General features: G+C 71.9%; 13 protein-coding genes. 3 read left to right on the forward strand and 10 right to left on the reverse strand.

Going from position 1 to position 17,462, the window contains the following annotated elements:
* Positions 1-72: 72 nt before the first annotated feature.
* The 6 genes from IOD14_RS11500 to IOD14_RS11525 all read right to left on the reverse strand — a co-directional run bounded on the left by IOD14_RS11500 (position 73) and on the right by IOD14_RS11525 (position 8,271).
* Positions 73-1,245, reverse strand: coding sequence for a nucleotide disphospho-sugar-binding domain-containing protein (locus IOD14_RS11500; protein ID WP_212670184.1), 1,173 nt, complete (start codon positions 1,243-1,245; stop codon positions 73-75).
* Between the two features lie 58 nt (positions 1,246-1,303).
* Complete coding sequence (locus IOD14_RS11505) at positions 1,304-2,329, reverse strand: LLM class flavin-dependent oxidoreductase (protein WP_123992309.1); 1,026 nt, start codon at positions 2,327-2,329, stop codon at positions 1,304-1,306.
* A 40-nt stretch (positions 2,330-2,369) separates the two neighbouring features.
* Positions 2,370-3,467, reverse strand: a complete 1,098-nt coding sequence (locus tag IOD14_RS11510) for a methyltransferase (protein ID WP_212670185.1) — start codon at positions 3,465-3,467, stop codon at positions 2,370-2,372.
* 56 nt (positions 3,468-3,523) lie between these two features.
* The gene (asnB, locus tag IOD14_RS11515; protein WP_212670186.1) at positions 3,524-5,371 is read right to left on the reverse strand and encodes an asparagine synthase (glutamine-hydrolyzing); all 1,848 of its coding nucleotides are present in this window, start codon (positions 5,369-5,371) and stop codon (positions 3,524-3,526) included.
* A gap of 222 nt (positions 5,372-5,593) precedes the next feature.
* Positions 5,594-7,315, reverse strand: a complete 1,722-nt coding sequence (locus IOD14_RS11520) for an MFS transporter (RefSeq protein WP_123992312.1) — start codon at positions 7,313-7,315, stop codon at positions 5,594-5,596.
* A gap of 200 nt (positions 7,316-7,515) precedes the next feature.
* On the reverse strand, positions 7,516-8,271 hold the full coding sequence (locus IOD14_RS11525) for a TetR/AcrR family transcriptional regulator (RefSeq protein WP_160160177.1): 756 nt from the start codon (positions 8,269-8,271) through the stop codon (positions 7,516-7,518).
* 149 nt (positions 8,272-8,420) lie between these two features.
* Between IOD14_RS11525 and IOD14_RS11530 the strand changes: the two genes are divergently transcribed.
* The gene (locus IOD14_RS11530; RefSeq protein WP_123992314.1) at positions 8,421-10,535 is read left to right on the forward strand and encodes an MMPL family transporter; all 2,115 of its coding nucleotides are present in this window, start codon (positions 8,421-8,423) and stop codon (positions 10,533-10,535) included.
* Positions 10,536-10,624: 89 nt separating this feature from the next.
* Here the strand turns inward: IOD14_RS11530 and IOD14_RS11535 are convergent, their stop codons facing one another.
* Positions 10,625-10,837, reverse strand: a complete 213-nt coding sequence (locus IOD14_RS11535; protein WP_123992315.1) for an acyl-CoA carboxylase subunit epsilon — start codon at positions 10,835-10,837, stop codon at positions 10,625-10,627.
* A 34-nt stretch (positions 10,838-10,871) separates the two neighbouring features.
* Entirely contained in the window at positions 10,872-12,464 is a 1,593-nt protein-coding gene (locus tag IOD14_RS11540) for an acyl-CoA carboxylase subunit beta (RefSeq protein WP_123992316.1), read from the reverse strand.
* A 130-nt stretch (positions 12,465-12,594) separates the two neighbouring features.
* On the opposite strand from IOD14_RS11540, the gene IOD14_RS11545 reads away from it, so the two are divergent.
* Together IOD14_RS11545 and IOD14_RS11550 are read left to right on the forward strand one after the other, a co-directional pair.
* Positions 12,595-12,879, forward strand: a complete 285-nt coding sequence (locus IOD14_RS11545; RefSeq protein WP_123992317.1) for a DUF6059 family protein — start codon at positions 12,595-12,597, stop codon at positions 12,877-12,879.
* Positions 12,880-13,009: 130 nt separating this feature from the next.
* Entirely contained in the window at positions 13,010-13,618 is a 609-nt protein-coding gene (locus IOD14_RS11550; protein ID WP_123992318.1) for a response regulator transcription factor, read from the forward strand.
* 23 nt (positions 13,619-13,641) lie between these two features.
* Here IOD14_RS11550 and IOD14_RS11555 read toward each other — a convergent pair whose 3' ends face one another.
* On the reverse strand, positions 13,642-14,871 hold the full coding sequence (locus IOD14_RS11555; RefSeq protein ID WP_123992319.1) for a histidine kinase: 1,230 nt from the start codon (positions 14,869-14,871) through the stop codon (positions 13,642-13,644).
* 324 nt (positions 14,872-15,195) lie between these two features.
* The gene (gene glgX, locus IOD14_RS11560; RefSeq protein ID WP_123992320.1) at positions 15,196-17,325 is read right to left on the reverse strand and encodes a glycogen debranching protein GlgX; all 2,130 of its coding nucleotides are present in this window, start codon (positions 17,323-17,325) and stop codon (positions 15,196-15,198) included.
* Positions 17,326-17,462 lie beyond the last annotated feature (137 nt).

A 17,462-nucleotide genomic window follows, 5' to 3' on the forward strand; every position in this document is an offset into this window, starting at 1 on the left:
GCACGCGTCGAGGTCCGCCTCCCTCCGACCCGGAGACGGACCTCGACGTACGACGGCCTCCGCCGTGGCTCGTCAGAGGTGCCCGGCGCGTCCGCCGGGGTACCCCTCCAGCTGCTCGGCCACCTCCGCCGGTGACGGCTGGGCCGCCATCTCCGCCTGTAGCTTGCGCGCTGCCGCGCGCGCCGGACCGTCCTCCGGCAGCAGTCGCCGGGTCGCCTCCAGCAAGCGCCCCGGGGTGGCCTCGTCGCGGGTCAGGACCTCGCCCGCGCCCACCTCGGCCACCCGCCGGGCGTGCCCGGCATGGTCGGGGAGCTGCGGCACCAGGAGCAGCGGGAGCCCGTGGGCGAGAGCGGTGAGGACCGTCCCGGCGCCGCCGTGGGAGACGACCAGGTCGCATCCGGGGAGCACCCGGTCGAGCGCCGTGTCCACCACGACCTCGACCTCCTCCGGCACCACTCCGTCGAGCAGCGGCAGTTGTGCCTCGGAGACCGCCAGGACGACCTGTGCACCGGCCGCGGCGAGCGCGGCCGCCGTCCGGGCGCCGAGGAAGCGGTCGGGGCCGAGCCGGGCCATCGTGTGCCCCCAGGTGACACAGACCCGCGGTCGGCTGGAGTTTCCCGTCGGCCGTGGGCCCCTCGACGACCCGTTGTAGGGGACGTGGCGCATCGGCAGCCGGCGGTAGTCGGTGGGCACCTGGAGACCGGTGGGGGTGGGATCCACGGTAGCCGTCCCGAAGGGGTCGAATCCGACCGCCCCGTGCCGTGCGGCGAGCGGTGCGAGCGCTTCGGTGAGCGGGCCGCGGGCTCGCAGCAGCAGGTCGGTGCCGTACAGATGACGGACGGCGGGGACACCGGCCGCCGCCGCGGCGATCGGACCGGCCATGGCCGTGGGGTCGTGGACCACGAGGTCCACCCGCTCGTCGCGGACGAGGTCCACCAGGTCGGCCGTCATCGACTCGGCGTTGTCCAGCACCATGCGCAGCGCGCGCGGGCCCCCGCCGACGGGCGGGCCGGCCGACGGGGGCCCGTCCGCCGCCGACGGCAGCACATAGCCGCGGACCAGCTCGACCGAGTCCACGTCCGTCCCGACGGCGGTGCCCGGCAGACCGGTGCGCGCGATCTCGTCGAGCAGCGCGGGCTGGCCCGCCACCACCACGTCGTGGCCGCGGGCCCGGCACGCCCACGCGAGGGGGACCAGGGCGTAGAGATGCGACGGCCAGGCCCAGGTGCAGAAGAGCACTTTCATGTCCGGTCCTTGATCCTTCCCGGTGGAGCGATCGCGAGCTGGGGTGGCGGGGCGGGGATCACAGGCCCGCCAGGCGGCGGGCGGCGGCGACCCCGGTCAGGGTCCGCGCCCGCTCCTCGGAGGTGGGGGAGAGCGGGGAGACCGCGAGCGTGGTGACGCCGGCCTTGTCGTAGGCGCGCAGCCGCTCGGCGATCCGTTCCGGCGGTCCCAGCAGGGCGATCCGGTCGACGAAGTCGAACGGCACGGCCGCCGCCGCGCCCGCCGGATCACCCGCGAGAAACCTCTCCTGGACGGCCTCGGCGGCCTCGCCCAGACCGAGCCGGGCGAGATGCGCGTAGTAGAAGTTCCCGGTGCCGCGCCCGAGGCTGACGAAACGCGACACATACCGTCGCACCGGTTCGGCGGCCTCCCGAGGGTCGTCGGCCACCACTGCGGGCACCGACAGCAGCACGTCGAAGTCCGCGAGGCCGTCCCGGCCGGCCCGTCGCCGGCCCGTCTCCAGCCGGCGCAGGTTCTCGGCGACCCGGTCCGGCGGACAGAAGTTGCCGATCCAGCCGTCGGCCACCTCTCCCGCAAGCTCCACGTTGCGTGGCCCCACGGCGGCGAGGTGGATGGGCAGGTCGGGGCGGGCCCCGGGCACCCGCAGGGTGAAGGGTGCCCAGGGCCCGCCGGGCGGAGCGAGCGGGAAGTGCTCTCCCCGGTGGCTCACCGGGGAGCCGCTCAACGTCAGCCGCACCACGTCGAGATACTCACGGGTGCGGGCCAGCGGCCGGTCGAAGGGGACACCGTGCCAGCCCTCCGAGACCTGCGCGTTGGCCACACCCAGGCCGAGTGTGAAGCGGCCTGCGGACACGGCGTCCAGCGTCGCCGCGGTCATCGCGGTGAGCACCGGGGTCCGGGCGGGGATCTCGAACACCCCGGAGGCGAGCTGGAGCCGGGTCGTCCGGCTCGCCGCCGCGCCCAGTGCGACCGCGGCCTCGGTGACGTACCCCTCGGCCACCAGTCCCAGTTCGTAACCGAGTTCTTCCGCCACCGGCGCCGTCCACGCCGCTTCGTCGTAGGTGAAGTACGCCCCGAGGCGCATGGTGCTCTCCGTTCGTCGTCCCGGGCGGCCGGGGGCGTGGTCAGACGGGACGGCACTCCAGCGCGGTCCACGGCGAGCTGTCCCGGGCGGGCACCGTGACCACCTCGAAGTCCGCGCGCGCGGCCAGCTCCCGCCACTGGGCGAGGGTGCGCTCGCCGCCGCCGTAGAGCATCAGCAGGTCCAGGTCGATGAGCTTGCTGTAGTCCCACTTGTTGGGCAGGTGGCTGACGACCTTCTCGCAGACGAAGAGCCGGCTGTCGGCGCGGTCGCCCATCGCCGCCCGGACGCGCCGCAGGACGGTTTCGGCCCGGGCGTCGTCCATCGTGTTGAGGACCGTGTTGAGGACGTAGGCGTCGCAACCGGCGGGGGCCTGGGCGAAGTAGTCCCCGGCGACCAGGTCGACGCGGTCCTGCACCCCGAACTGCTCGAGCAGCGGGCCCGCATGGTCGAGGACGGCCTGCCGCTCGAACAGCACCCCGGTGGCGTGCGGTTGCTTGCTGAGCACCTCGCCGAGGAAATGGCCCCGGCCGCCGCCGATGTCCGCGATCCGCGAGAACCGCGAGAAGTCGGTCGTGGACAGCAGGTCGCCGGCGTTGACGACGAGGCGGCTGCGCTGGAGCATGCACCGGTCGAACAGCTCTCCGGCCTCGGGGTGTTCGTCGAAGTAGGCGTACAGCGGCAGGCCGAACGCCTTGTCGAAGGCGGGTTCACCGGTGCGGACGCTGTGCATCAGAGCCGCGTAGCCGGTGGTGAAGATCTCGCCGGTGTTGAACAGGGTGAGGTCGCGGAGGCTGAAGCCGTCCGAGGCGAGCGACTCGGCCTCGGGGGTCATCACATAGCGGCCGTCGGGCAGTTCGGCGAAGAGCTCGATCGAGGAGGCGGCCCGCAGGACGCGCGACAGGACGTCCGGACGCGTCCCCGTCGCCTCCGCGAGCTCCTCGGCGGTGCGCGGCCGCTCGCGGATGAGGTCGGCGACGCCCAGCTCGGCGACGACGTTGAGGATCGCGATGATCCGCACGCCGTACAGAAGGAACAACAGCCGGTCGAAGGCGGGCAGTTCGGCGTTGCGGGAGACCCAGGCCCAGAAGCCGGAGGGGACGGGGCGGTCGGTGGGCTGGTCCGGTTCCTCGTGCTGCATCGCAGTCGGTTCCTCTCTGACGGTGGTTTTGATGACTGTCCGGTGCGGTGGCGCGTTCAGAGCGCCAGCCGCACGCCGTAGTGGCGCAGCCACTGGTCGAGGGAGAGCACGGTCTCGGCGTCCGTGCGGATGATCCAGTTCTCCGGCGGTCCGCCCGGCCGGTCGAGGAGCCGGCGCACCGCCGTCCGGTCGAGCAGCGGTCCGACCGGGGCGTCCCGGTCGTCGGCGAGTGCGCGCAGGTCCTCGACGACGGTCTTCTGGTAACCGGGGTCGATGGCGATGGGGAAGGGGCTCTTGCGCCGGCGCAGCACCGATTCCGGCAGCACGTCGTCGGCGGCGGCCCGCAGCAGGCTCTTCTCCCGGCCGTCGAAGGTCTTCATGGCGTTCGGGACGTTGAAGACGTAGTCGATGAGCCGGGTGTCCGCGTACGGCATGCGCAGCTGGAGCCCGACCGCCGCCGCCATCCGCTCGCTGTGCGCGAGCTGGTTCTCGGCCCAGCGGGTGAGCTGCAGGTAGGTGTACTGACGGGCGCGGCGCTCGGCGGGGGCCAGCGAGGCCGGCAGGTCCAGCTCCTCGCGGGCCTCGCGGCAGCGGTCGACCGCGTAGCCGTGCACGTCCAATCGGGTCAGCAGGTCGTCGGAGAGCAGCCCGCAGCCGAGGGCGTGGCGGGCGCCGTGCCGACGGGCCAGGGCCACCCAGGGCAGGGGTTCGCCGCCCGGCTCCTCCTCGTCGCTGAAGACGTTGCCTCCGAAGACCGAGTCGGCGGTCTCGCCGGACAGCACGATCCGGGTGTGTTCGCGGACCGCCCGCGACAGCAGATAGAGGGAGGTGTTCATGTCGCCGTAGGTGCTGGGCAGGTCCCGCGCGCGCAGCGCCGCCCGGCGGACCACGGGGTCCGTCAGCTCCTCGGTGTCCAGCACGATGTCGAAGTGCTCCGCGCCCACCCGGTCGGCGACGTCCCTGACGAACCGGGTGTCGGGTGTCGAGCGGATGACGTCCGGCTGGAACTGCTCGTCGTAGCCGGTGAAGGTCACGGTGTACGTCTTCTGCGGGCGGTCGGGGCGCAGCCGGTCGGCCATGCCCACCATGGCGCTGGAGTCCAGGCCACCGGAGAGCATCGAGCTGATCGGACCGTCATGGGCGATCTGGTCGCGGACCGACCGGCCGAGCAGCTCGCGCACGGTGTCGATGGTGGTCGGCAGATCGTCGGTGTGCTCCCGGTAGGTCATCCGCCAGTACGGCAGCACCCGGCTGCCGTTGCGGTCGACGCGCACGACGGTTCCGGCCCGCACCTTGCGGATGTCGCGGTAGACGGCGTGCTCCGGGCTGCCCGCGTAGGTGAGGATCTCCAGCATCCCCTGGGCGTCGACGACCGGTTCCACCGCGCCGGTGGCGAGGATGGCCTTGGCCTCGGATCCGAACAGCACACCGCCGGGGACCGGCGCGTAGTAGAGCGGGGTGAAGCCCAGCCGGTCCCGGCCGAGCAGCAGCTCCTGCGACCGGATGTCCCACAGGGCGAAGGCGAAGACACCCTCCAGCCGTTCGACGAACGCGGGTCCCCACTCCAGGTAGGCGTGCAGGACGGTGCGCGCCTGGCTGCCGGCGGCGGCGCCGCGGTGGCCCCGGGAGGCCAGTTCCGTGGCGAGGGCACTGGTGTTGGTGAGTTGCCCGGCGAAGGCGACGGCCGCGACGGGGGTGCCGTTCGCGTCGGCGACCGTCCAGGGCTCACGGACGGGAGGGCCGTCGGCGGCCAGGACGCGCCGGGCGAGGGCGGCGTGGCCGTCGGCCCACAGCTCCTCGGCGTCGGGGCCGCGGTGGGCGAGCTCGGCCGCCATGGTCCTCACGGTCGGGAGCCAACTGGTCAGATCCCTGCTGTAGTCGACCCACCCGGCGATACCCGACATGAACTGCCTCCTGATGTGGCTCGGCACTGGCGTGGGCTCGATCGTGGCGGCCCCGGCTGGAGGCGGGGTGGGAACCGGCTCGAGCCGCGGGCGCCGCCTTCGTGCACGGGGCTCCAGCCGCGGGTGCCGTTGTGCACGGGACCAGAGGCGTGCGCGGCGCCGCGCACGGAAAGAGGGCCGGCCGCAGGGCCGGCCCTCCCGGGCGTGGTGACGGGACAGCCGTCAGGCGGCCTCCGCGACGTGGCCGCGGGCGCGTCGGGGGAGCAGCCAGGCCAGGACGAAGGTCAGGCCGAACAGTCCGACCTCGATCCACAGGGTCCTTTTGACCGCCGCGGTGAACGCTGTGCCGGTCGCCTCGGTACCGGCGGCACCGACCGCCCGGCCGATCGCGGCGGCCTCGCGGGGCGAGCCGGCGGACGAGCGGATCTCCCGCGCCAGCCGGGCGCAGCTCGGCGGGGTCCTGCCCTGGTCCTTGTTGACCGCCTCGTCGTGGCTGCACGTGCTGAAGTCGGCCAGGATCGACCGCTGCTGGGCGGACGGTACCGCCGCCGCGGTCAGTGCGGCCCTTACCGGCGCCGCCGAGTCGGTCGCCGCGGTCCCGGCCTGCTGGCCGATGAAGGTGAAGAACAGCGTGGCGACGACGGCGACGCCCACGGTGTTGCCGATCTGGTTGACGGCGTTGAGCATGCCGGAGCCGGATCCGATCTCCCGGTCCGAGACGCCCGCGAGGATGATGTCGAACAGCGGTGCCAGCACCAGGCCCATGCCGACGCCCGCTGCGGTCAGCGACGGCACCAGTTCCATCGAGGTGACCGCGGCGCCGTAGTGCTGGATGGTGAGCACGGTCGCCGCGACGGCGAGGGTCATCAGGGCGGCTCCCGCCTGGAGCACCTTGCGGCCGTACTTCGGGCCGAGCGAGCCGCCCGCCGCCGCGCCGCCGATCGCCGTGCCCAGGGCCCAGGCCCCGATCGTCAGGCCGGTGCGCAGGGTCGAGTACCCGAGGCCGATCTGCAGGTACAGGGCGAAGACGAGGAAGAACGCGGCCATTCCGGCGAAGAAGATGACGGTGACCAGCAGCCCGGCGAGATAGGTGCGGTTGCGGAAGAGGCTCAGCTCCAGCAGCGGTGAGCCGCCCGCGCGGTCGCGACGGCGCTCGTACACAGCGGTGACGGCGAAGACGGGCAGCGAGGCCGCCATGCAGACGAAGGTCCACAGCGGCCAGCCGTGCTCGCGTCCCTCGATCACCGGTGCGATCAGCATCAGCAGGGCCACCACGACCAGCACCATGCCGACCAGGTCGAGCCGGAGCGGCCGGGGCGACCGGGACTCGCGCAGCAGCGGACCCGTGGCGAGGAAGGCCGCGAGCCCCACGGGGACGTTGACGAAGAAGATGGGCCGCCAGCCCAGACCGAAGAGGTCGCCCTGGGTGATCAGACCGCCGAGGACGGGCCCGCCGACCGCGGCGAGCCCCATCACCGGCCCGTACATGGCCAGGGCGACGACCTGCTCCCGGCGGGGGAACATGTCCCGGATGACGCCGAGGACCTGAGGGACCATCACCGCGGCGCAGGCGCCCTGGAGCACCCGGCTGCCGATCAGCATCCCGCCGCTGGTGGCGAGCCCGCACAGGGCGGACGCCACGGTGAAGCCGAGGATCCCGAGGGTGAACATCCGCTTGCGGCCGTGGATGTCGCCGAGCCGGCCGCCCGTGATCAGGATCGCGGCGAAGGCCAGGGTGTATCCGGCCGCGATCCACTGGATGGCGGCATAGCCGGTGTGCAGGTCCTTCTCGATGGCGGGTGTGGCGACGTTCACGATCGAGCCGTCCAGCAGGTTCATGAACGACGCGCACATCACGACGATCAGTGCCCGCCACCGCCGTGGATCGGCGGCCTCTTCCCGTTCTTCGGCCGCCCGCTCGGCCGTCTCGTTCTGGGTGGACATCCCGGCCTCCAGAGATTTTGCCCCCGCCGCTTGCTGAGCGGCGTTGTTTTGGTGAACAGTGTTCAGAAGAAAACGTTGTTCAGCAAGAGTACGGCATTCAATCCAAGGGGGCTGTTGTGCCCGGACAGCAAAGGCGAACCCCGCGGCACAGGCCGCGGGGTTCGCAGGGAGAAGCGCCGGGCGAGGGCCCGGGAGAGAGGTCAGCCCGCCGGGTCGGACGCCGGTCCGGTCAGCCGGGTCAGGCCGCCCACCAGCACGTCGAGGCCGAACTCGAAGCGGTCGCCCGGGGAGGCGTCGTACATGGGCCCGGCCAGGGTCGTCAGGTTCGGGAACCGCTCGGCCGGCAGCGCGCTGAGGTAGGCGCGGGCCTGTTCGAGGCGCTGCTCGACCGAGGCGCCCTGGGCGTCCGCCTCCCGCCACACGCTCGCCTCGAAGACGGCCGACTTGACGTAGCCGGCGACCAGTTCGGCCGCGTACGCCGCATCCCGGCCCGACAGACCGCCGGCGGTCAGGATCGCCAGCAGCCCCTCGAAGACCACCACCGCGTTCGGGCCCGACGGGATCTGTCCGAAGGACATCTGCGCCACCGCCGGGTACCGCGACAGCAGGGCCCGGGTGGCCCGCGCGAACTCCTTCACCTGCTCCGCCCAGCGCCCCGGCTCGGGCTCGGGCAGCGACAGTTCGCCCATCACCCGGTCCAGCGTCAGCTGCAGCAGCTCCTCCTTGTTGCGGACATGCGCGTACAGCGCCCCGGGGCTGACCTCCAGCCGGTCCGACACCCGGCGCATGGTGAGGCGGTCGAGACCCTCCTCGGTGATCAGTGCGAGGGCCGCGTCCACCACGGTCTCCTGGCTGAGCGGTACGCGGATCCGGCGCGGCGCCCGCTCGGGCTGGAGCCACGGCGGTGTCGGCACACCGGCGGCCTTTCCGGCAACGGGGGGCAGCGGCTCGTCCATGGCTTCGGATCCTACTGCGCGGTCCCGCGAGGTCAGGGAGCCCCTTCGCTCGAGCCGTGCTCGATTGCGCCGGGAAGACCGGCGCGCCGCCCTCGTGTCCTCCTTGCCCCGCCACCCCATCCGTACGCACCTGACCAGGAGGTCTCACCGTGACACCCCGAAGCGGCACCACGCGAACCGGCAGGATCCTGCGCCGGCTGCTGCCGGCGCTCCTCGTCGTCGGCTGGCTGGCGCTCGCCGCCACGACGGGCCCCTACGAGGGAAAGCTCTCCGACGTGGCCACCAACGACGGCCAGGCCTACCTCCCCACGAGCGCCGAGTCCGTGGAGGCCGACAAGGCGCAGGCACGCTTCGACCGGACGGCCGAGACCTATCCGGCCGTCGTGGTCTACGAGCGAACGTCCGGCATCACGGCCGCCGACCGTGACAAGGCCGCCGCGGACGCCGCCTTCGCCGCCCGGCTGCCCCACCTCACCGGTCCGGTGAGTCCGGTGCGGGCGTCCGAGGACGGCCGGGCACTGCAGTTCACCGTCCCGGTGAGCAATCGGACCCAGTGGGTCCACGACACCGTGACCGCCCTGCGGGACCGGGTGCACTCCGGTCCCGGCCCGGTCGTCCATGTCACCGGCCTCGCCGGACTCTTCGCCGACCTGGGGGCGGCCTTCACCAGCCTGGACGGCACCCTGCTGCTGGTCGCGGTCGGGCTCGTGGTCCTGGTGCTGATCCTGGTGTACCGCAGCCCCACCCTGCCGTTCGTCGTCCTGCTCGCCGCCGTGTTCGCCATGGGACTGGCCGCCGCCGTGGTCTACGCCCTGGCCAAGGGCGGCCACCTCACCCTGACCGGCCAGAGCCAAGGCGTGCTGCTGGTCCTGGTGGTGGGCGCCACCACGGACTACGCCCTGCTGCTGATCAGCCGCTACCAGGAGGAACTGCGCCGCACGGAGGACGCCCGCCAGGCGCTGACCACCGCCTGGCGGGCGGTGCTCCGGCCGGTGCTGGCCTCCGGCGGGACCGTGGTCCTTGGCACGCTCTGCCTGCTGCTCAGCGGACTCAACAGCAACCGCAGCCTGGGTCCGGTCGCCGCGCTCGGCATCCTCGCCTCCCTGCTCGCCGGACTCACCTTCGTGCCGGCGGTGCTCGCGCTCACCGGACGCGGCACCTTCTGGCCGCTGCGCCCGACGTACGGCAGCACCGGACGCGGCGCGCAGGGCGTCTGGGCCCGGGTGGCCGGGTTGGTGGAGCGCAGGCAGCGGACCGTCCTGGCGGCGAGCGTGCTGCTGCTGGCCGTGGGCGCGGCGTTCGTGGGGCAGTTCAAGGCATCCGGGCTCGCCCTGTCCGACGGCTTCACCAAGACCACCGACGCCGTCGCGGGACAACGGGTGCTCGGCGCGCACTTCCCCGGCGGCACGGCGACCCCCGTCACCGTGATCGCCAGGGCCGCGCGGGCCGACGCGGTGGTCACCGCGGTGCGCGGGGTGCCCGGCGTCGCCGCCGTCACCCGTCAGGGTCCCGAGGACGGCCTGGTCTCGGTGAGCGCCGTCCTCGACGTGACCCCCGACGGCCCGGCGGGCGAGCAGGCGGTACGGCGGGTGCGTACGGCGGTGCACGCCGTACCCGGGGCGCACGCCCAGGTCGGCGGCTACACGGCCGTCGCCCTGGACACCCGGACGGCCGGCGAGCGGGACCTGAAGGTCGTCATCCCGGCGGTCCTCGCGGTGATCCTGGTGATCCTCGCGCTGCTGCTGCGCTCCCTGGTCGCACCGGTGGTGCTGGTGGCGAGCGTCGTCCTCTCGTACGCCGCGACCATGGGGGTCTCGGCGCTGGTCTTCGACCATGTGCTGGACTTCGCGGGCGCGGAACCCTGGGTGCCGCTGCTCGGGTTCGTCTTCCTGGTGGCCTTCGGCGTCGACTACAACATCTTCCTGATGCACCGGGTGCGCGAGGAGGCGCTGCGGGCGGGCACCCGCGTCGGCGTCACGACGGCCCTGCGCACCACCGGCGGGGTCATCACCTCGGCCGGTGTGGTGCTCGCGGCCACCTTCGCCGCACTGGCGGTGGTCCCCATGGTCTCGATGGCCCAGCAGGCCTTCATCGTGGCCTTCGGGGTGCTGCTCGACACCTTCCTGGTGCGGTCGTTGCTGGTCCCCGCGCTCACGCTGCGGCTCGACCGGCTCAGCTGGTGGCCCGCCCGGCTCGCGTCGCGCACCGAGCCCGCCGGCTCCGCGACCGCACGCCCGGACCGGACCTCGCCGGTGGGCGGCTGACCCGGAGCGGGCGCCGGACGCGGTACGCAAACGAAGCCGCCGTCCCCCGGCCGGGGCGGGCCGGGGGACGGCGGCGATCCGCGGGCGGCTCAGGCGGCCCGGCGCCAACTGGTCGGGGACCACAGGGCCCGCAGCCGCTCGGCGCGTGACCAGCGGTCGACCGGCCGCAGGGGGACGGGCGCCGGCCCCGTCCCGGCGAGCCGTGAGAGGAGGACGACGGTGAGGGCGGCGAGTTCCTCGTCGGTCGCGGTGCCGCTGACGACACGCAGGACCGATTCGGCAGGCTTCGGGACGGACGACATGGGCGGAGACCTCCTGGGGGACGGGACGGGCGGACTAGAGCGGGGGGTTGCCGTGCTTGCGGTCGGGCAGGTCGGCGTGCTTGGACTGGAGCACGGCGAGCGCGGCGGCGATCACCGACCGGGTACGCGCGGGGTCGATGACGTCGTCGACCAGTCCGCGCTCGGCGGCGTGGTACGGGTGCATGAGCTCGTTCTCGTACGCCCTCGTCCGCTCGGCGCGCACCGCCTCGGGGTCCGCCGCGGTGGCGATCTCCCGGCGGAAGACGACCTCGGCGGCGCCCGCGGCCCCCATGACGGCGATCTCGTTCGTGGGCCAGGCGTAGGACAGGTCGGCGCCCACCGACCGGGAGTCCATCACGATGTACGCGCCTCCGTACGCCTTGCGCAGGATCAACTGCACCCGCGGCACGGTGGCGTTGCAGTACGCGTACAGCAGTTTGGCCCCGTGCCGGATGATCCCGCCGTGCTCCTGGCCCACCCCGGGGAGGAAGCCCGGCACGTCCACCAGGGTGACCAGGGGGATGTTGAAGGCGTCGCACAGCTGCACGAAGCGGGCCGCCTTCTCGCTGGCGTCGATGTCCAGCACCCCGGCCAGCGACTGCGGCTGACTGGCCACCACCCCGATCACCCGGCCGTCGACGCGGGCCAGGGCGCACAGCACGTTGGACGCCCAGTGCTCGTGGATCTCCAGGAACTCGCCGTGGTCGACGATCTCCGCGATCACGGCACGCATGTCGTACGGCCGGTTGCCGTCGGCCGGGACCAGCTCGGTGAGCGCCTCGGTGGGACGGTCCGCGGGGTCGCCGGTGGGCCGGTACGGCGGCGCCTCGCGGTTGTTCTGCGGCAGCAGGGAGAGCAGGTAGCGCACCTCCTCCAGGCAGCCGCGCTCGTCGTCGAAGGCGAAGTGGGCGACCCCCGAGACCGACGCGTGCACGTCGGCGCCGCCGAGTCCGTCCTGCCCGATCGTCTCCCCGGTGACCGCCTGCACCACGTCCGGTCCGGTGAGGAACATCTGCGAGGTCTCCCGGACCATGAACACGAAGTCGGTGAGCGCCGGGGAGTAGGCGGCGCCGCCGGCGCACGGGCCGAGCATCACCGAGATCTGCGGGATCACGCCGGACGCCGTGGCGTTGCGCCGGAAGATCCCGCCGTACCCGGCCAGGGCCGTCACGCCTTCCTGGATCCGCGCGCCCGCGCCGTCGTTGAGCGACACCAGTGGTGCCCCGGCGGCGATGGCCATGTCCATGATCTTGTGGATCTTCTGGGCGTGTGCCTCGCCCAGCGAGCCACCGAAGATCCTGAAGTCATGGGCGTAGACGAAGACCGTACGCCCGTGGACGGTGCCCCAGCCGGTGACGACGCCGTCGGTGTGCGGACGGCGGGCCTCCAGGCCGAAGCCGGTGGCCCGGTGCCGGCGCAGCGGCTCGATCTCGTGGAAGGACCCCTCGTCCAGGAGCAGGCCGATCCGCTCCCGGGCGGTCAGCTTGCCCTTCGCGTGCTGTGCGGCCGTGGCCTGCTCGCCGGGGCCGCGCAGCACCCGCTCCCGCACGGCGTGCAGGGCGGCCGTCCGGTCGCGGGTGCTTCCCGTGGCGGCGGTGACAGCGGCCGGTTCCTCAAGGGTGGTCATGCGCAGGACCGTAGGAAGGCGGCCTCGGTCCTGGCTCGCGGGCGGCTCGATGCGTGTGCCGAGTGTTCCTCGAGTCCCGGCTGCCAGGCTCACCCCGCAACGGTGTACCGCACAGCGGGAGGAGCGCGCAGTGCAGCACAGGACTTGGCTTCGGCGCTGGAGTGTCCGGGCCCTGCGGACCGTCGGCGAGTGCTTCGCCGCGCTGGCCCCGATGTACGGCGTGCTCCCGCCCTTCGATCTCACCCGCTTCCCGCCCCTGCCGTGGGGTGTCCCGTCCGGGCCGCCGCCGATCCCGCGGGAGCTGTCGGCGCCGCCGCCGTGCCACCCCGAGCGGCTGTGTCCGGACCTGCCGCTGACGGATGCCGAACAGGCATTGCTGAGGGAGCTCTCGGACCAGCGGTGGCCCACGGAGTAGCGTCAACCGGCTTGTCCGGTAGAGGATTTGAACGGTTACGCTCAGGTGTCCGCACAGGCGCCCCGCGTGCTCGCCGGGACGCTTCGCACACCGGGCAGCGCAGTCGGTACCACGGGGGAGAGCAGAGCCGATGCCGATCAGAATCGTCCTGGCCGAGGACATGCACATGATCAGAGGGGCGCTGGTCGCCCTGCTGGAGACGGAGGCCGACATCTCCGTCGTCGAGGCCGTCTCGTCCGGTGACGAGATCGTGCCCGCCGTGGCCCGGCACCGGCCCGACGTGGCGGTGCTCGACATAGACCTTCCTGGCACCGACGGTCTGACGGCCGCCGCGGTGCTGCACGAACGCTGGCCGCGCACGAAGACGCTGATGCTGACCAACCTGGGCCATCCGGCGAATCTGCGCCGGGCCATGTCACTGCGGGTGTGGGGCCTGCTGCTGAAGGAAGCGCCGCCGGAACGGCTCGCCGACGCGATCCGGACCGTGGCGTCCGGGCGCCGCGCGATCGATCCGGAACTCGCCCTCGCAGCCTGGGAAAGCCATGAGAACCCGCTCACCGCGCGGGAGATGGAGGCGCTGCGGATGTCCGCCGACGGCGCCGAGGCGAGGGAGGTCGCCGAACGGATGTGTCTGTCCGTCGGTACGGTGCGCAACTATCTCACCGCGGTCGTCACCAAGTTGAACGCGCGCAACCGGGTCGACGCCATCCGGGTCGCCCGGCAGTCCGGATGGCTGTAGGCCCCGCCCCCGCCGTCCCCCGGTCAGTGTTCCCGCGCGTCCCGTCCGGCCGCGGTGCCGACGGGGTCGGCGACGGCCGACACCGGCGCCAGCGGCACCTCGGCCGCCAGCCGGAAGCGGTGACCGGGCAGGACGCCGGCCCCGAGCGTGCCGCCGATGGCCGCGACGCGTGCGGCCAGGTTGCCGAGCCCGGTACCGCCCGGGCCGCCCGTGCAGCCGGAGGAGGGTCCGTGTTCGGGCACCCCGTCGTTGACGAGCGTCAGCACACCGGACGCCCCCTCGCGCCGTACCTCTATCAGGCACCACCGCACCGTGCTGTGTCGCAGGATGTTCGTGGTGCCCTCTCGCAGCACCGTGCCCAGGACGGTGCTGACCGTCGCACTCAGCCCTTCCGCGAGCGCCGCTCCCCGCACCTCGACCTCGATCCCCGCACAGCCGAGCACCGAGCGCGCCGCCGACAGTTCCTCGGACAGGCTCAGATGCCGGTAGGACCGGGCCACCTGCCGTACGTCGGTCAGTGCCTGGCGCGCGACCCCGAGGATGGCGTCGACCTCCTGGTGTGCCCGGCCGGGGTCGTCCCGGACCAGCCGGGCCGTCAGTTCGCCGCGCAGCACGATGGTGGAGAGGCTGAAGCCGAGCAGGTCGTGCAGGTCGCGGGCGAAGCGCAGCCGCTCCTGTTCCACCGCGAGCACGGCCAGTCCCTCGCGGGCCGCCCGCAGGCTGAGCACCATGTCGTTGAGCCGGGTCAGGCCGAAGACGCTGAGGCCGGACAGCAGGGTGGATCCGACGAAGTAGGCGGTGCCCAGGGCTCCCGGGTGCTCACCGGTGGCGATCGCCCCGGTCAGCAGCACCAGCAGGGCGAAGCAGCACCAGCTGACCGCGCCGGAGTACATCAGCAGGATCGCCCCGTCGAGGAACCCCGGGACGCCCAGCCAGCCGGCGCCGAACCAGCACACCGGAGCGAAGGTCAGCGCCGCCAGGGTGAGCAGGACCGGAATCCGGCGGCGGGCCCTTCGGCTGTGGCAGCCGGGCCAGCACAGTCTGACCATGATCGCCAGCGAACCCAGGATGCACAGGATGGCGCCGATGAGGCGATATCTGTCCGGTCTGAGGGCGAGCAGCCAGAGCAGACTGTAACCACAGATCAGGGCGAAGGCAGCGAGCTGGACGGCGTGTGCCAGACGTGGAGCGGGTGAGTTGTCCAGGTGAGCGACACGGCTGCTCGGTGATTTCCGTGGCTGCACCGATTTCATCGAGTATCACCTCTGCACGTGGCCGGTTTGATTCAAACCATTCAGTGAGTGTGAGGAGTAATCGCCGGCGGTGAGGCGGCGGCAGCCTGCAGTTACCCCGTAACTGACGGCTCGAAGCTTAACCGTGACCGGATTATCATGGCAAGCGCGTCTTGAAATCCGGTAAACCGGAACAGTCTGCTCCGATAAGCGGCGGGCGATCGTTGGAGTTTCGTTGGGGAACTTTACCGGTTCTCTACCCGCATTCAATTCGAGCTGGTTAAACATGGAAGAGGGTGAAGAAATCCCATAATTCTCTGTGGTATTCCTTCACCCTCCATTTGCCTAGACCGGACGCTGCAGCACCACCATGCTCCGGTCCACCAGCGTCAGCCGGTCCCCGGCCTGCACCTTCGCCCCCGTGCCCGGCGGCACCCCGTCCGGGCGGCCGGTGTCGACCACGACCTGCCACTGCCGGCCGTGGTTCACCGGGACCACGAAGTCGAGCGTCTTCGGCGAGGCGTTGAACATCAGCAGGAACGAGTCGTCGGTGATCCGCTCCCCGCGGGTGCCGGGCTCGGAGATCGCGTTGCCGTTGAGGAAGACCGTCAGCGCCGAGGCCTGCGCCCGGTCCCAGTCCCGCTGAGTCATCTCCTTGCCCTCGGGGGTGAACCAGGCGATGTCCGAGAGCTCGTCATGGGTGCCCTCCACGGGCCGTCCGTGGAAGAAGCGCCGGCGCCGGAAGACCGGATGGTCCTTGCGCAGCCACACCATCGCGCGCGTGAAGGCCAGCAGCTCGCTGCCGAGCCCCGTCTCGTCCTCGTCGGCGTCCGGCCACTTCACCCAGGCCAGCTCGCTGTCCTGGCAGTAGGCGTTGTTGTTGCCGCGCTGCGTGCGCGCGACCTCGTCGCCGTGACTGATCATCGGCACGCCCTGGGACAGCATCAGCGTGGCGATGAAGTTGCGCATCTGGCGGGCGCGCAGCTCCCGCACGCCCGGGTCGTCGGTCTCGCCCTCGGCCCCGCAGTTCCAGGACCGGTTGTGGCTCTCGCCGTCGCGGTTGTCCTCACCGTTGGCCTCGTTGTGCTTCTCGTTGTACGAGACGAGGTCACGCAGGGTGAAACCGTCGTGGCAGGTGACGAAGTTGATGGAGGCCAGCGGGCGGCGCCCGTCGTCCTGGTAGAGGTCGGAGGAACCGGTCAGCCGGGACGCGAACTCCGCGAGCGCGCGGCCCTCACCCCGCCACAGGTCCCGCACGGTGTCGCGGTACTTGCCGTTCCACTCGGTCCACAGCGGCGGGAAGTTGCCCACCTGGTAGCCGCCCTCGCCCACGTCCCACGGCTCGGCGATCAGCTTCACCTGGGAGACCACCGGGTCCTGCTGCACCAGGTCGAAGAACGACGACAGCCGGTCCACCTCGTGGAACTGCCGGGCCAGGGTGGCCGCCAGGTCGAAGCGGAAACCGTCGACGTGCATCTCGGTGACCCAGTACCTGAGCGAGTCCATGATCAGCTGGAGGACGTGCGGGGACCGCATGAGCAGCGAGTTCCCGGTGCCCGTGGTGTCCATGTAGTACCGCTGGTCGTCGGTCAGCCGGTAGTACTGCGGGTTGTCGAGCCCCTTGAAGGACAGCGTCGGGCCCAGATGGTTGCCCTCGGCGGTGTGGTTGTAGACGACGTCCAGGATGACCTCGATCCCGGCCTCGTGCAGCGCCCTGACCGCCGACTTGAACTCCAGGACCTGCTGTCCGCGGTCGCCCCAGGAGGCGTACGCGTTGTGCGGGGCGAAGAAACCGATGGTGTTGTAGCCCCAGTAGTTGTTCAGGCCCATGTCGACCAGGCGGTGGTCGTTCACGAACTGGTGGACCGGCATCAGCTCCAGGGTGGTGACGCCGAGCTCCACCAGGTGCTCGATGATCGCGGGGTGCGCTAGGGCGGCGTAGGTGCCGCGCAGCTCCTCCGGGAGCCCCGGGTGCCGCATGGTGAGGCCCTTGACGTGGGCCTCGTAGATCACCGTCTCGTGGTACCCGATCCGGGGCCGCCGGTCGTCGCCCCAGTCGAAGTACGGGTTGACCACGACCGACGTCATGGTGTGCGGCGCCGAGTCGAGATCGTTGCGCTTGTCGGGGGAGTCGAAGTGATAGCCGTACACCTCCTCGCCCCAGCGGATCGAACCGCTGATCGCGCGCGCGTACGGGTCGAGCAGCAGCTTCGACGAGTTGCAGCGCAAGCCCCGGTCGGGTGCGTACGGGCCGTGCGCACGGAAGCCGTAGCGCTGTCCGGGCATCACGCCGGGCAGGTACGCGTGCCGCACGAACGCGTCGCTCTCGCGCAGTTCCACCGCCGTTTCCGAGCCGTCGTCGTGCAACAGACACAGCTCTACTCGGTCCGCGGCCTCCGTGAAGACCGCAAAGTTGGTACCGGCGCCGTCGTACGTGGCACCGAGTGGATACGCCTCTCCAGGCCAGACCTGCATGAAACGACTCTTTCAGCTGTGCCGCGCCGCGTGGGGCCCCTTGGCCCCGAGTGTCCCCGAAACTGATGGAACCACCTATGACTTACGTCCCTCTTACCGATCGACCGGAGCACGGGACGATCACAGAGACCGTTCCG

The sequence above is a fragment of the Streptomyces sp. A2-16 genome, from assembly GCF_018128905.1.
GTDB lineage: Bacteria > Actinomycetota > Actinomycetes > Streptomycetales > Streptomycetaceae > Streptomyces.